Annotated in this window: 15 protein-coding genes; 7 read left to right on the top strand and 8 right to left on the bottom strand. The window is 66.9% G+C overall.

Annotated features, from left to right (window positions below):
- Positions 1 to 18: 18 nt before the first annotated feature.
- Together trpD and B7K20_RS05095 are read right to left on the bottom strand one after the other, a co-directional pair.
- On the bottom strand, positions 19 to 1,059 hold the full coding sequence (gene trpD / locus B7K20_RS05100; RefSeq protein WP_084101225.1) for an anthranilate phosphoribosyltransferase: 1,041 nt from the start codon (positions 1,057 to 1,059) through the stop codon (positions 19 to 21).
- Between the two features lie 81 nt (positions 1,060 to 1,140).
- Positions 1,141 to 1,569, bottom strand: a complete 429-nt coding sequence (locus B7K20_RS05095) for a response regulator transcription factor (protein WP_084101436.1) — start codon at positions 1,567 to 1,569, stop codon at positions 1,141 to 1,143.
- A gap of 111 nt (positions 1,570 to 1,680) precedes the next feature.
- Here B7K20_RS05095 and B7K20_RS05090 point away from each other — a divergent pair, with 111 nt between their 5' ends.
- The 6 genes from B7K20_RS05090 (at position 1,681) to B7K20_RS05065 (ending at position 7,607) form a co-directional block, all read left to right on the top strand.
- On the top strand, positions 1,681 to 2,310 hold the full coding sequence (locus B7K20_RS05090) for a heme-copper oxidase subunit III (protein ID WP_084101223.1): 630 nt from the start codon (positions 1,681 to 1,683) through the stop codon (positions 2,308 to 2,310).
- 10 nt (positions 2,311 to 2,320) lie between these two features.
- Entirely contained in the window at positions 2,321 to 3,103 is a 783-nt protein-coding gene (locus B7K20_RS05085; protein WP_084101221.1) for a c-type cytochrome, read from the top strand.
- Positions 3,100 to 4,188 (top strand): ubiquinol-cytochrome c reductase iron-sulfur subunit, encoded by a 1,089-nt coding sequence (locus tag B7K20_RS05080; protein ID WP_084101219.1) that lies wholly within the window; start codon positions 3,100 to 3,102, stop codon positions 4,186 to 4,188. Before B7K20_RS05085 ends, B7K20_RS05080 begins: the two co-directional genes overlap by 4 nt.
- Positions 4,188 to 5,906 carry a ubiquinol-cytochrome c reductase cytochrome b subunit gene (locus B7K20_RS05075; RefSeq protein WP_084101217.1) on the top strand — a complete coding sequence of 573 codons (1,719 nt, stop codon included), beginning with the start codon at positions 4,188 to 4,190 and terminating at the stop codon, positions 5,904 to 5,906. Before B7K20_RS05080 ends, B7K20_RS05075 begins: the two co-directional genes overlap by 1 nt.
- A 258-nt stretch (positions 5,907 to 6,164) precedes the next feature.
- A complete protein-coding gene (locus B7K20_RS05070; RefSeq protein ID WP_084101216.1) occupies positions 6,165 to 6,785 on the top strand; it encodes a superoxide dismutase in 621 nt (206 codons plus the stop codon).
- A gap of 111 nt (positions 6,786 to 6,896) precedes the next feature.
- Positions 6,897 to 7,607 (top strand): potassium channel family protein, encoded by a 711-nt coding sequence (locus B7K20_RS05065; protein WP_084101214.1) that lies wholly within the window; start codon positions 6,897 to 6,899, stop codon positions 7,605 to 7,607.
- Here B7K20_RS05065 and B7K20_RS05060 read toward each other — a convergent pair.
- From B7K20_RS05060 to coxB, 4 genes are all read right to left on the bottom strand, one after another.
- The gene (locus B7K20_RS05060) at positions 7,604 to 8,041 is read right to left on the bottom strand and encodes a VOC family protein (protein ID WP_084101212.1); all 438 of its coding nucleotides are present in this window, start codon (positions 8,039 to 8,041) and stop codon (positions 7,604 to 7,606) included. The genes B7K20_RS05065 and B7K20_RS05060 overlap by 4 nt on opposite strands.
- Positions 8,042 to 8,129: 88 nt before the next feature.
- Positions 8,130 to 8,531, bottom strand: coding sequence for a cytochrome c oxidase subunit 4 (locus tag B7K20_RS05055; protein WP_084101210.1), 402 nt, complete (start codon positions 8,529 to 8,531; stop codon positions 8,130 to 8,132).
- Positions 8,532 to 8,534: 3 nt separating this feature from the next.
- A complete protein-coding gene (ctaD, locus tag B7K20_RS05050; RefSeq protein WP_084101208.1) occupies positions 8,535 to 10,259 on the bottom strand; it encodes a cytochrome c oxidase subunit I in 1,725 nt (574 codons plus the stop codon).
- Positions 10,259 to 11,104: a cytochrome c oxidase subunit II gene (coxB, locus tag B7K20_RS05045; protein WP_084101206.1), complete on the bottom strand. Its 846-nt coding sequence runs from the start codon at positions 11,102 to 11,104 to the stop codon at positions 10,259 to 10,261. Before coxB ends, ctaD begins: the two co-directional genes overlap by 1 nt.
- A gap of 56 nt (positions 11,105 to 11,160) precedes the next feature.
- Between coxB and B7K20_RS05040 the strand changes: the two genes are divergently transcribed.
- Positions 11,161 to 12,285: a cysteine desulfurase family protein gene (locus tag B7K20_RS05040; protein WP_084101199.1), complete on the top strand. Its 1,125-nt coding sequence runs from the start codon at positions 11,161 to 11,163 to the stop codon at positions 12,283 to 12,285.
- Between the two features lie 75 nt (positions 12,286 to 12,360).
- Here B7K20_RS05040 and B7K20_RS05035 read toward each other — a convergent pair whose 3' ends face one another.
- On the bottom strand, positions 12,361 to 12,714 hold the full coding sequence (locus B7K20_RS05035; protein ID WP_084101197.1) for an iron-sulfur cluster assembly accessory protein: 354 nt from the start codon (positions 12,712 to 12,714) through the stop codon (positions 12,361 to 12,363).
- Positions 12,715 to 12,800: 86 nt separating this feature from the next.
- Entirely contained in the window at positions 12,801 to 13,760 is a 960-nt protein-coding gene (locus B7K20_RS05030) for a glycerate kinase (RefSeq protein ID WP_159449330.1), read from the bottom strand.
- Positions 13,761 to 13,767: the final 7 nt, after the last annotated feature.

Genomic DNA, 13,767 nt, shown 5'->3' with positions numbered 1-13,767 from the left:
GCGGTGGCGCGATCCGCGTCAGGCCTGGGTCGCGGCGACCCAGCGCTCGAGGACGTCCTGAGCGGCGCCCGAATCGATCGCCGTCGCCGCGTGGGTGAGCGCTGCGGACATGCGTTCCACGAGCGTGCCAGACGAGGTGCCCGGGAGCGTCGCGTCCGACACGATGCCGGCCGCAGCGTTGAGCAAGACGGTCTCGCGCACCGGCCCGGCCGCACCAGCGAGGACGTCCCGCGCGATCGCGGCGTTCTCGGTTGCCGTGCCGCCACGGATGTCGTCGATCGTGATGGGGCTGAGGCCCAGGTCGGCAACCGGGTCCAGCCGCAACTCGGTCACTCCCCCGCCGCGTACCTCCCACACGGTCGCGGGGCAGACCCCTGCCAACTCGTCGAGGCCGTTGTCGCTGTAGAATACGAGCGCCTCGCGGCCCTGGTCGGCGATCACACCCGCGAGGACGGGCGAGACCCTGAGGCTCGATGAACCGATCGCGGTGGCAGCAGGCTGCGCGGGGTTGGTCAGCGGTCCGAGGATGTTGAACGTGGTGGGAACGCCCAGTTCCTTGCGGATGGGCATCGCGAACTTCATGGCCGGGTGGAACACCTGGGCGAAGCAGAACGTGATCCCGACCTCGGTCGCGAGCTCCTTCACGCGCTCGACCGGCAGGTCCAGCCTCACGCCAAGTTCGCCCAGCACATCGGCGCTGCCTGACTTCGACGTCGCGGCGCGGTTGCCGTGCTTGACGACCCTGAGACCGGCGCCGGCCATCACGAGCGACGCCATGGTCGAGATGTTCACGGTGGCAAAACCGTCGCCGCCGGTGCCCACGATGTCGACGGTGCGCCCGGGAACCTCGAACCGCAGCGAGTGCTTCAGCATCGCGGCGGCAAGACCCGCCACCTCCGTGGGCGTCTCCCTCTTGACTCGCAGCGCGGCGAGAAACGCCCCCATCGCGACGGGAGACGCCGAGTCCGTCAGGATGTCGTCCATCACCGCCGCGGTTTCCTCGGCCGTGAGGTCCTCGTGCTCCACGAGCCTAGACAGCAGTTCCTGCAGGGTCGCCACGTGTGCCTCCGTGCGCTAGTCGAGCCGTGCGATGGTCTAGATGCGCGCGGGCGCGAGGTCTCTCGCGCGCCGCGCTACGCCTTAGGAGGCCTGCGTCGCGGGAGAGAAGAAGCCCTCGACCGCGTCACGCAAGACGAAGGGGTCAAGGGGGTGAGCGACGGCCGCCTCGGCCTCGGACCAGGTGGCGAGCCATGCATCGGCCGGGCGCCCCACCAGGAGCAGAACCGGGGGTGCGTCGTAAATCTCGTGCTTGATTTGCCGGCAAATGCCCATGCCGCCCACCTTGGCGGCCTCACCGTCGAGCACCAGCAGGTCGAAATGCTGATTCTCGACGGCCTCAATGACGGCGGCGTGGGTCGCGGTCTCGAGCCATTCCACGGTGCGCCCGTGCACCGTTGTGCCGACCGCAAAGCGCACCTTCTCACGCACGTTGCGGTCATCGCTATAGACAAGGATGCGGGCCTTACGCTCCGTCACCTCGGACTTGTCGTGCTTTGCGACCTCACTCATGGCGCCCATTCTGGCACGAACTGCGAACCTCATTCGTTGTCAACACACGAGCCACGATGAGCCGCGATTCGCTGGCGCCCTGGCACGGATTCTTACGCAATAATGGGACCCATGTCCCATGCGACGACTATGCCGTCACCCATCCATGCCACGCGCCCTAACCAGGTTGCCGTCGGCACGATCGTCTGGCTCAGCTCTGAGTTGATGTTCTTCGCGGGTCTGTTCGCGATGTACTTCACACTCCGTGCCCAGGTCCCCGAGATCTGGGCCGAGATGACGGAACTGCTGAATGTTCCGTTCGCGCTGGCCAACACCACCGTCCTGGTGCTGTCCTCCTTCACCGCGCAGGCGGGTGTCTTGGCTGCGGAGCGCTACCAGCGCCGCCGCACCGGCTCGCTCATCAACGTGAAGTCGTGGGGCATGCACGAGTGGTTCGTGCTGACGTTCATCATGGGCTCGATCTTCGTTGCCGGCCAGGTCTACGAGTACGCGATGCTCGTGTCCGAGGGCCTGACGATCTCCTCGTCGCCCTACGGCTCGGTGTTCTACCTCACGACGGGCTTCCACGGCCTGCACGTGATCGGTGGACTCATCGCCATGCTGTTCGTGCTCGCGCGCTCGTTCGCCGCCAAGAAGTTCGGCCCGCACGAGGCGACCACCACGATCGTCGTGTCCTACTACTGGCACTTTGTCGACGTCGTCTGGATCGCCCTGTTCGCCGTGATCTACCTGGTTCAGTAAGGGAATCCCGATGCATGCAATTGCCCGCAGGCGCCACCACAAGGCAGCTCCCATGCTGCTGGTGCTCGTCCTGCTCGCCCTGATCACCGGGGTCGCGGCCGTCGCCGCCCCCTCCGCTACCGCCGCAGACACGGCATCGGCCGACGATGTCGCCGCAGGCGAGGCGCTGTTCGCCGCCAACTGCGCGTCGTGCCACGGCCTCGACGCCCAGGGCCAGGACGGGGTCGCCCCCTCGCTGGTCGGAGTGGGCGCCGCCGCCGTCGACTTCCAGGTCGGCACCGGCCGCATGCCCATGCAGGCCTCGGGCCCGCAGGCGCCCGCGAAGCCCGCACAGTTTGACCAGGACCAGATCAACCAGCTGGCCGCCTGGGTGGCGTCGCTCGGTGCTGGCCCCGCGATCCCCACGGCTGAGCAGGTCGACCCCTCGCTGGGCGATGCCGCCAACGGTATGGAGGTCTTCCGCACCAACTGCGCGATGTGCCACGGCTCCATCGGTGGCGGCGGCGCGCTGACGCAGGGCAAGTTCGCCCCGTCGCTGCTAGAGACCACCCCCACCCACATCTACGAGGCCATGCTGACCGGTCCGCAGTCGATGCCGGTCTTCAACGACGCCAACATCACCCCCGAGCACAAGCGCGATGTCATCGCGTACCTCGACGCACAGAGCGCCGGTTCCCCCGGTGGCCTCTCGCTCGGAGCCATCGGCCCCGTGTCCGAGGGCCTGTGGGCCTGGCTGGTTCTCCTTGGCTTGATCATCGGCGCTACCGTCTGGGTTGGAGCACGTTCCTCATGAGTACCCCCGAACACCCCACCGAGCCCGAGGTGAAGAACGGCTTCACCGACCCTGGTCTCGCCGACCACCGCCCTCGTCGCGCGGATGTCGAGCCCAAGGCCGACAAGCGCGCCGAGCGTCAGGTCGCCGCGCTGTTCACTGTGTCGATCATCGGCACCGTGATCGCGCTGTGGGCCTACTTCACTAAGAACGACATGGAACCGGGCAACGTCGCGGACATCCAGTCGACCAACATGTGGATCGGCCTGGGCATCGCGCTGGCGATGCTCGGCATCGGCTTCGGCGCCATTCACTGGGCCAAGACCCTCATGCGCGACCACGAGATGGTCGAGGAGCGCCACGCGCTGCGCAGCTCGGACGAGGCCCGCGAGGGTGCGATCCAGAACCTCAAGGACGGTGTCGAGGACTCCGGTCTGGCCACGCCGGACGAGTCGGGAACGGGCGTCAAGCGCCGCAGCGTGCTCAAGGGCTCGCTCATCACCGCGATGGCCATCGCGCCGCTCGCCGTGCTGGTGCCCCAGATCGGCAACATGGGTGCCGACTGGAACGTCGGCAAGTTCCGCCACACCATGTGGGCCCCCGGCGTCCGCCTGACGCGCGACCCCGACGGCACGCCCATTAAGGCTGCGGACGTCACCATCGGCTCGGTGTTCCACGTCATCCCCGACGGTCTGAACGACCTCGACCACCACCACAAGATGGACCAGAAGGCCAAGGCCGTGGTCCTCCTCGTGCGCCTTGACCCCAAGGATCTGAAGATCCGCGAGGGACGCGAGGACTGGTCGTTCGACGGCATCGTTGCCTACTCGAAGATCTGCACCCACGTGGGTTGCCCCGTGGCGCTGTACGAGCAGCAGACGCACCACCTGCTGTGCCCGTGCCACCAGTCGACGTTCGATGTCTCGGACGGCGCCAAGGTGGTCTTCGGCCCCGCGAAGCGCCCGCTGCCCCAGCTTCCCATCGCGGTGGACGACGACGGCTACATCGTCGCCCAGAACGATTTCGACGAGCCCGTGGGCCCGTCGTACTGGGAGCGTTTGAAGGGTGATGCCGGCACGGCCACCGTCGAGGAGGAGACCCACTGATGGGCGCCAAGGTCAACACCGCCGCTGCTGGCACCGCGAACTTCGTCGACGACCGCACGTCTATCGGCGGCTTCGTCAAGTTCTTTGCGCGCAAGCTCTTCCCGGACCACTGGTCCTTCATGCTCGGCGAGATCGCGCTGTACGCGTTCATCGTCCTGCTGCTCTCCGGTGTGTTCCTCACCGCGTTCTTCGTGCCGTCCATGGAGACGGTCGAATACGAGGGCGCCTTCGAGACCATGCACGGTGTCGAGATGACGAAGGCATTCGAGTCGACCCTGCACACCTCGTTCGAGGTGCCTGGCGGTCTGCTCATCCGCCAGATCCACCACTGGTCGGCCCTGCTGTTCCTCGCAGCGATCATGACGCACATGTGCCGCGTGTTCTTCACCGGTGCGTTCCGCAAGCCGCGCGAGCTCAACTGGCTCGTGGGCTTCACGCTCATGGTCCTTGGCCTCGCGGCCGGCTTCACCGGCTACTCGCTTCCCGACGACGTCCTGTCCGGCAACGGTCTACGCATTATCGACGGCGTCGTGAAGTCCATCCCGATCATCGGCTCGTACACCTCGTACTGGCTGTTCGGTGGCGAATTCCCCGGTACCGCGCTGATCCCCCGCCTGTTTACGGCGCACATCCTGCTGGTCCCGGGCCTGATCCTCGCGCTCATTGCCGTGCACCTCTTCCTGGTGTTCCTGCACAAGCACACGCAGTACCCCGGTGGCGGCAAGACCGACCGCAACGTGGTGGGCCTGCCCCTGTTCCCCGTGTACACCGCGAAGGCCGGCGGCTTCTTCTTTGTCGTCTTCGGCGTGATCGCGCTCGTCGCGGCATTGTTCACCATCAACCCGGTGTGGAACTACGGTCCCTACGACCCGTCGCCGGTGTCCGCAGGAACCCAGCCCGACTGGTACATCCTGTTTGTCGACGGTGCCCTGCGCCTCATGCCCGGGTGGATCTTCGGGATCCCGATGGAGTGGGAGATCTTCGGCTACACGCTGTCGATGAACATCCTCACCCCCGCGCTGATCATGCCCGGTCTCTTCTTCGGCTTCATCGCGCTGTACCCCTGGATCGAGAAGTGGGCCACGGGTGACCGCGGCGAGAAGCACGTGCTCGACCGTCCGCGCAACGTTCCCGTGCGTACCGGCATCGGCGTCGCCACGATCACCTTCTACGTGATCCTGGTGCTCGAGGGCTCGAACGACATCGTGGCGAACCTGTTCCACCTCTCGCTCAACGACCTCACGATCTTCTTCCAGTGGGCGATCTTCATCCTGCCCCCGATCATGTTCTGGGTGACCCGCCGCATCTGCATGGGTCTGCAGCGCAAGGACCGCGAACTGGTGCTTCACGGCCACGAGACGGGCACCATCGTCCGCCACGAGAACGGTGAATACATCGAGGTCCACAGCCCGCTGTCGGAGCAGGAGGTGTGGCTGCGCGTCCAGCACGAGGACATCGCCCCGCTCGAGATCGCGCCCGAGTACAACGAGCACGGCGTGCGTCGCAAGGGCTACCGTTGGGACCGCTTTAAGCAGGCCCTGTCGCGGTTCTACTACGAGGACCGTATCTCCCCCGTCACCAAGGCGGAGTTCGACGAGGCTCAGCACCACCACGACCACGGGCACGCCGAGGCTGACATCCAGGCGGCCGACGCCAAGGATGCTGACAAGCGCCTGACCGAGGAGTGGGACAAGGTCGAGGACGAGGCCTCCAAGTAGGCCCCAGTTCCACGACGAAGGGCGGCACCCGTGAGGGGTGTCGCCCTTCGTCGTCAGTGCTTCCCGCTCTCGTGGCGTGTGCCGGCACACCAGGGAAAACATGGGGTGGCAGATCCAGGCCATTGTGGAATGGCGCCGCTGCCGCGGGTGTTGGACACGGTGGGCACAGTTGCCCCGAGCGCGGCTCGCGGCGATAGGCTCGACCCGTACCCCGGAAAACCAGCGCGGCTCACAGCCGCGCCCCGATCAGGAGGAAGCATGGCTGACTACACGCTGCCGGATCTGAGCTACGACTACGGCGCCCTCGACCCGCACATCGCGGGCGAGATTATGGAGCTGCACCACAGCAAGCACCACGCCGCGTACGTGGCAGGCGCTAACACCGCCCTCGAGAAGATGGCCGCCGCCCGCGAGTCGGGCGACTTCGGCGCCATTGCGGGCCTCGAGAAGGCCCTCGCCTTCAACCTCGGTGGCCACACCAACCACTCGATCTTCTGGACCAACCTCTCCCCCGAGGGTGGCGACAAGCCCACCGGCGAACTCGCTTCGGCGATCGACGAGCACTTTGGCTCGTTCGACGGCTTCCAGGCGCACTTCACCAACAACGCCATGACGATCATGGGTTCGGGCTGGTCGATCCTCGCGTGGGACACCATCGGCCAGAAGCTCATCATCGTGCAGCTGTACGACCAGCAGGGCAATGTTCCCGTGGGTCTCATTCCGCTGCTGATGCTGGACATGTGGGAGCACGCCTTCTACCTCCAGTACAAGAACGTCAAGGCCGACTACGTCAAGGCCTGGTGGAACGTCGTGGACTGGGCCAACGTCCAGCAGCGCTTCATCACCGCGACCGCAACGCAGGGCCTCATCGTCCAGTAACGCCTCTCGCAGCCACGGGCGGGTCTCCTTTCGGGGACCCGCCCGTTCGCGTTTTCCCACCCGTCTCACGCGGCCGATGCCGCGATCGCCTCACGCGGTAGGTTGACACCTATGTCCGTGCAAGCGACCGGCTCCCCGTCGTCCCACAACGGTGCCCTTGCCGCCGACCAACGTCCTTCCCTGTGGTTGTTGCTCGTCTCCCTGGTGGTCCTCCAATTTGGCTACCCCATCACCGAGGCGGGCCCATGGTGGACGGTCGCATATCTCCTGACCTATGGAGGCGTCATCGCCTTCGGCGTGCGCACGGTGCGCCCCGACCCCCGCCGCAACTGGCCCATCGCCGCGGCTGCGCTGGCCCTCATCGTCGGCGGCTCGTGGTTTGCCATGCAGCAGGACTCCATTACAGCGACCGCGGCCATGCTCACGGGCGTGGGCCTGCTCCAGTTGGCGCTCCTGGTGACGCTGCTGGGTCAGTTGCTGCACCCGCCCCGCGATGCCGCAACCGTTGACCTCCTGTTGGTCGCGATCAGCGCCTACCTACTCCTGGGAGGCGTGTTCGGCGTGGGCGCGGCACTGATCGAACTATCAGCGCCAGGCAGCTTCGTCGACAACGCCGTTGGCGCGGGTCCCGTCACGTGGCAGACCCTGTTCTACGGAAGCTACGTCACGCTCGCGACGCTGGGATACGGCGACGTGGTGCCCGTCGATGCCTGGGCGCGCGCGCTGTGGACGTTCGAGGCCGTCGCGGGCACGCTCTTCCTCGCCGTCGTCATCGCTCGCCTGGTGGGCGTCGCGGGCTTCGCAGACCGCGACAAGAGCTAGGCGCGCACGAGCGCCTGCGCCAGCATGACGAGGATGCCGCTGGGCCCGCGTAGATACGTGAGCCGGTACTGGTCCTCGTATGTCGCGACTGAGCGCAGCGGGAAGCATCCGTGCCTCGCCGCAACACCGAGCGCCTCGTCCAGATCATCGACCTGGAACGCGACACGGTGCATGCCAATCTCATGGGGCAGCGTCGGGCCGGTGTTGATCGCCTCCGGGTGGAGATACTCGAACAGCTCGATCGCGCCATCGCCACCCGGCGTGGTCAGGACCGCGATGTTCGCGTGGTTACCGTCTAGCCCGACCGCGGTGTCGGCCCACTCCCCCTCGATCTCTGCCCGTCCTTGCACCACAAGGCCAAGATCGGTGAAGAACGCGATCGCCTCCTCGAGGTCGCTGACCGCGATGCCGACGTTCTCGAAGCGGATACCCATGCCTGCCACGCTACCCGCCCGACCCTGGACGCGACTCGGCCCCGCCGTCCTCGAGGGACGACGGGGCCGACGAAGGTGAAAGCGATGCTTAGTGGGCGTGACGTCCGGTGGAGAACTCCATGACCCAACCGCACAGGCCGATGACGCCAATCACCGAGGCGGGGACCAGGATCCACCAGCCCACGGCGAGCGAAACGAACGACAGCGCGGCGCCGAGCGCGAGCGGCAGCGGCCACCACGACCACGGTGCATACACGCCCTGCTCGCCGGACAGCTGCGCGATCTCGCCGTTCTCGTCGTCCTCGGCACGCATGCCGTGGCGCTTCTGCAGCATCTTGAAGTACACGCCGACCATGACGAACATGCCGAAGGTCAGCAGGATCGCGGTGATGCCCACCCACTCGGACCATCCGGTGAAGATGCCGTATGCGGTGCCGGCCACCAGGAAGAACAGCGACGGGATGGTGAAGAGGTTCGCTTCGATTCGCATGGCTTATGCCTCCTTCGACACGGGAGCGGCGTCGACGAGCTGCGCGTGAGCCGACGCGTGGTCGCGAGCGGCGGCCTCGGGGTGGTGCAGGTCGAAGGCGGGACGCTCCGAGCGGATACGCGGGATCGACACGAAGTTGTGACGCGGCGGCGGGCAGCTGGTCGCCCACTCGAGCGAGTTGCCGTAGCCCCACGGGTCGTCCACAGTCACCTTCGGAGCGTTCTTCGAGGTGATGTACACGTTCCAGAAGAACGGCAGCGTCGACAGCGCGAGGATCACGGATCCCACGGTCGACACCTGGTTCATGAAGGTGAAGCCGTCCTCTGGCATGTAGTCGACGTAGCGACGGGCCATACCGGACGCGCCCAGCCAGTGCTGGATGAGGAAGGTGGTGTGGAAGCCGACGAACAGCAGCCAGAAGTGGATCTTGCCCCACCGCTCGTTGAGCATCTTGCCCGTGAACTTGGGCCACCAGAAGTAGAAGCCCGCGAACATCGCGAACACCACGGTGCCGAACACCACGTAGTGGAAGTGCGCGACCACGAAGTAGGAGTCCGAGATCGGGAAGTCCAGCGGCGGGGCCGACAGGATGATGCCCGTGAGGCCACCGAAGAGGAAGGTGATGAGGAAGCCCACCGACCACAGCATGGGCGTCTCAAACGTGAGCTTGCCTCGCCACATGGTGCCGATCCAGTTGAAGAACTTCACACCCGTCGGTACGGCGATCAGCATCGTCATGAACGAGAAGAACGGCAGCAGCACCGCACCGGTGACGTACATGTGGTGCGCCCACACAGTCACGGACAGCGCCGCGATCGCGATGGTGGCGTAGATCAGGCCGTGGTAGCCGAATAGGGGCTTGCGGCTGAACACGGGGAAGATCTCGGAGACGATGCCGAAGAACGGCAGGGCGATGATGTAGACCTCGGGGTGCCCAAAGAACCAGAACAGGTGCTGCCAAAGGATGGCGCCGCCGTTCTCGGGGTTGAACACCTGCGAGTGCAGCACACGGTCGGAACCGAGCGCGAACAGAGCGGACGCCAGCGGAGGGAAGGCCAACAGGACCAGCATCGACGTCACCAGGATGTTCCAGGTGAAGATCGGCATGCGGAACATGGTCATGCCGGGCGCACGCATGGTGACGATGGTGGTGATGAAGTTGACGGCACCGAGGATCGTGCCGAAGCCACCGAGTGCGAGGCCGAAGACCCACAGGTTGCCGCCCACGCCGGGCGAGTACACGGCGTTCGACAGCGGCGAGTACGCAAACCAGCCGAACGACGCCGCGCCCTGCGGCGTGAAGAATCCCGCGACGGCGATGACGCCGCCGAACAGGTACAGCCAGTAGGCGAACATGTTCAGGCGCGGGAACGCGACGTCGGGCGCGCCGATCTGCAGCGGCGTGATGACGTTCGCGAAGCCCGCGAACAGCGGCGTCGCGAACAGCAGCAGCATGATCGTGCCGTGCATTGTGAACAACGAGTTGTATTGCTCGGCCGACTGAACCACCTGCATGCCCGGCGCGAACAGTTCCGCGCGGATCAGCAGGGCGAGCACGCCACCGATGATGAAGAAGATGAACGACGTGATCAGGTACATGTACCCGATGGTCTTGTGGTCGGTGGAGGTGATCCACTTGACGACGATCGAGCCCGAGCGGGCGGGCGCCTTGGTCAGCGCGGGCGCCTGCTCAAAGCTGCCGTCGTTCTCATACGCGGCGGTAGCCATTACTCAGTCTCCCCGTGTTCCATCGTGAACTCGACGACCTGGTCGCGGCTGTACTCCAGCCCCAGTGCGCCCTCGTAGCCCTTGTCGGCCAGTTCCTGCATGTGAGCGTCGTACTCGTCGCGCTCGACAACCTTGACGTTGAAGAGCATCGATGCGTGGTACTCACCGCACAGCTCGGCGCACTTGCCCTGGTAGGTGCCCGTCTGCGTGGGCGTGACCTGCCACTCGTTCTGGCGACCGGGAACCGTGTCCTCCTTGTAGAGGAACGCGGGAATCCAGAAGGAGTGGATCACGTCGCGCGAGTCGAGGTAGAAGTGGACGGTCTCGTTCACCGGCAGGTACAGGGTCGGGAGGGTTTCCTCGACGCCCTCCTCACCGGTGAGCTGGGCCTGGACGCCCGGGTCGAAAACGTCGTCGGTGAGGTAGTTGAAGTCCCAGCTCCACTGCTTGCCCACCACCTGAATCTCGACGTCGGGCTCGGCCGACGTGTCCGTGAGGAACGCGATGTCCTCAGCGGTGTACTTGAACAGCACACCGATCGCGATGATCGGGACGATCGTGTACATCAGCTCGAGCGGCAGGTGCACGCGCGTCTGCACGGGCAGCTTGTTGTCGCCCTTGCGCTTGCGATACACGGCGACACACCACAGGATCAGGCCCCAGGTGATGACGCCAACGACGAGCGCGGCGATCCAGGAGCCGTTCCACAGCGTGATAATCCGGCCGGTCTGATTGGTGATCTCCGGAGTCGACGGCAGCGCACCATTCTCAATGCCCTGGGAACAGCCCGAGAGCAGGAGAACTGCGGCCGCCGCGCCGGCACCCATGACGGCTTTTCTGGGCATGCGGGAACGTAGTTCGTGGGACACACGGGCAGTCTAGCGCGCGATACCGTGAGGGCATGCCAGCGCGCCGCCTCTTCTTTGACGCCGGGGGCCGTGCTCCCGTGACACCCAGAACGGCCGATGCCTTACGCGCCGGACTCGCAGACGGCTGGGCCGATCCTGCTCGCCTGACCGCCGAGTCCCGCCGTTCCAGGGCGCTTGTCGACGGTGCCCGCGAGGCGATCGCCGAGGCGCTGGGTGTTCACCGTGACAACGTGCACTTCACCGCATCCGTTCCCGTCGCCATCGAGCGCGTACTGACGGGCGTGTTTACGGCGCGTCGCGGACGCGAACGCATCGCCGTGTCGACCATCGAGCGTGACCTTGTTTTGGACACCGCGGACTTCCTCGCGCCCGAGGCCGTGGACCGCATCGACGTCGACGCCGCCGGACACGTCGCCATCGAGGCGCTGACAGAGGTGGCCCGCCACCCCGCCACGGCCCTCCTTGCCATTCAGCACGCCAACCACGAGATCGGTACGGTCCAGAGGCTCGATCAGATCGCTCAGATCACCCACAGCGCGGGCGTCCCGCTCGTCGTCGACGCCACCGCGTCGATCGGTCATATCGAGGCGCCCGAGCGTTGGGACGCGCTCGTCGCCGACCCCGCCGACTGGGGGGCACCCGCGGGCCTCGGCATCGTCGCCCTGCGCCCCCAGACGCGTTGGCTCCCCCATTGGCCCGAGGGCTCGGATCCGTGGGCACCGGGCGGCGTCTCGGTGCCGCTTGCCCTCGCGGCGGCGGTCGCGCTCCAGGAACGGCTCGAGAACCTCGAGGCCGAGTCGCGCCGCCAGCACGCCCTCATCGATCGCATGCGCGCAGGGCTCGCGGCCACCGAGGGCGTTCACCTGGTGGGCGACGCCGTCGAGCGCCTCCCCCACCTGCTCACCGCGGCGTTCATGTACCTCGACGGCGAGCCCCTCGTGACGCGCCTGGACCGCGAGGGCATCGCGGTCGGCTCGGGCTCCGCGTGCGGTAAGGGCACCTTCGAGCCCAGCCACGTGCTCGCGGCGATGGGCGCGCTTACCCACGGCAACCTGCGCATCGGCCTGCATCCCGGCGTCACCGAGGACGACGTGGACCGCTTCCTTGCGGTCCTCCCCCGGGTCATCGAACATGTGCGCCAGTCCATGACGGCCTGACACCCCGCAGACAGCAGAACGGGCGGCGGGGCCGAAAGGCCCGCACCGCCCGTTCGCGCAGTCGTGGTTGTCGACTCAGCTAAAGGAGTCTCCACAAGCGCACGAGCTGGACGCGTTCGGGTTGTCGATCGTGAAGCCCTGCTTCTCGATCGTGTCCGCGAAGTCGATCGACGCACCGTCGAGGTACGGCACGGACATCTTGTCCACCACCACCTCGACACCGTCAAAGGACTTCACCGCATCGCCATCGAGCATGCGCTCGTCGAAGTACAGCTGGTAGATGAGGCCGGAGCAACCACCGGGCTGCACCGCGAGGCGCAGACGGAGGTCGTCGCGACCCTCCTGCTCGAGCAGGCTCTTCACCTTGCCAGCAGCGGCCTCGGAAATGACCACTCCGTGGGTCGGAACCTCAACAGCGGTGTCAGTCATACGCCGCCTCCTCTCTCTCGTTCGTGCCTACTAATGTACGCCGATTCGTTGAATGCGCCACTATCCGCGGTCGATGCCGTGGCTGGCTACCGCTCGGGCGTCCAGGTTTGCGCCACACGCGCCAGCAGCGACGCGAGCCCGGCCTCTCCGGGCTCCCCCTCGTGGCTGCCCACGACCCCGGCTGCCATGAGGTCACGCCGGCCCACGTGGAGCTCGGGAGCCACGACCACGCAGGGCACGGCGCGCTGTCCCGCCAGCGCCGCGGCGGCCGGCACCAGTCCGTGGTCCAGGCGCCGAGGGGTAAGGACGCCGCCCACGGCCACCACGACGTCGGCCTCGACGTCGTCCGCGTGCGCGAGGTCAGCCAGGCGGGCCGAGGCCCGCGTGAGGTGGCCGCCCACGGCCGCGAGGCAGTACGCCAGTCCTCCGGCGGCGCCGGTGCCCGGCGCGTCGGACAACCGGGCGGGCCCCACCAGCGATGTGCGCGCGCCGGGATCGGTCTCGCGCGCGATCGCACTCCACCGCTCCTCTTGGGCCTGTGCGGCGACGGCGAGGGCCTGATCCCCCTCGCGCCCGTCGCGCACAGCACTGGACATGCCGTGGAAACCCACCAGCGGGCGGTCGGCAGCGATAAGGACCTGCAGGTCCAGCCCACGCAGCGCCTCGCGCGTCGCCGTGACATCGCCGCCCCACACCGCGGTCGCGTCTCCCGCCGGATCCTCGTCCGCCACGGGCACCAGCACGGGGCCCGGATGGCCCTGGGCCGAGAGGGCGCGCAGCGCCTCGCCGAGCGCCACGGGGTTCCACCGGTTCCCGCCATCGCCCGGCGCGAGCATCGTGGCTCCGTCAACCGACGTCGCCTCGACCTCGCCCACGTGCGTGCGGGACCCGGCCCAGGCATCGGCCGTTCGCGGTCCCCCGTCGCCAACTGCCAGGCACGTCACCTCAGACGAGGGAGCGGCGGCCGCCCACGCGGCCGCCGCGATGCCGGCGACCTGGGCTGCCGGCACACCGGGCCAGTCTTCGGTGAGGACGAGGATGCGCATGGCCTCT

It is taken from the genome of Demequina sp. NBRC 110051 (genome assembly GCF_002090055.1).
Classification (GTDB): domain Bacteria; phylum Actinomycetota; class Actinomycetes; order Actinomycetales; family Demequinaceae; genus Demequina.
The sequence above is the reverse complement of the archived record's forward strand: the minus strand, read 5'-3'. Positions and strand labels throughout refer to the sequence as shown.

Bases quoted from the DNA above. Each gene is read 5' to 3' on its own strand.
- B7K20_RS05095 (WP_084101436.1), bottom strand. From the start codon at position 1,569: ATGAGTGAGGTCGCAAAGCACGACAAGTCCGAGGTGACGGAGCGTAAG.
- B7K20_RS05090 (WP_084101223.1), top strand. From the start codon at position 1,681: ATGTCCCATGCGACGACTATGCCGTCACCCATCCATGCCACGCGCCCT.
- B7K20_RS05085 (WP_084101221.1), top strand. From the start codon at position 2,321: ATGCATGCAATTGCCCGCAGGCGCCACCACAAGGCAGCTCCCATGCTG.
- B7K20_RS05080 (WP_084101219.1), top strand. From the start codon at position 3,100: ATGAGTACCCCCGAACACCCCACCGAGCCCGAGGTGAAGAACGGCTTC.
- B7K20_RS05075 (WP_084101217.1), top strand. From the start codon at position 4,188: ATGGGCGCCAAGGTCAACACCGCCGCTGCTGGCACCGCGAACTTCGTC.
- B7K20_RS05070 (WP_084101216.1), top strand. From the start codon at position 6,165: ATGGCTGACTACACGCTGCCGGATCTGAGCTACGACTACGGCGCCCTC.
- B7K20_RS05065 (WP_084101214.1), top strand. From the start codon at position 6,897: ATGTCCGTGCAAGCGACCGGCTCCCCGTCGTCCCACAACGGTGCCCTT.
- B7K20_RS05060 (WP_084101212.1), bottom strand. From the start codon at position 8,041: ATGGGTATCCGCTTCGAGAACGTCGGCATCGCGGTCAGCGACCTCGAG.
- B7K20_RS05055 (WP_084101210.1), bottom strand. From the start codon at position 8,531: ATGCGAATCGAAGCGAACCTCTTCACCATCCCGTCGCTGTTCTTCCTG.
- ctaD (WP_084101208.1), bottom strand. From the start codon at position 10,259: ATGGCTACCGCCGCGTATGAGAACGACGGCAGCTTTGAGCAGGCGCCC.
- coxB (WP_084101206.1), bottom strand. From the start codon at position 11,104: ATGCCCAGAAAAGCCGTCATGGGTGCCGGCGCGGCGGCCGCAGTTCTC.
- B7K20_RS05040 (WP_084101199.1), top strand. From the start codon at position 11,161: ATGCCAGCGCGCCGCCTCTTCTTTGACGCCGGGGGCCGTGCTCCCGTG.
- B7K20_RS05035 (WP_084101197.1), bottom strand. From the start codon at position 12,714: ATGACTGACACCGCTGTTGAGGTTCCGACCCACGGAGTGGTCATTTCC.
- B7K20_RS05030 (WP_159449330.1), bottom strand. From the start codon at position 13,760: ATGCGCATCCTCGTCCTCACCGAAGACTGGCCCGGTGTGCCGGCAGCC.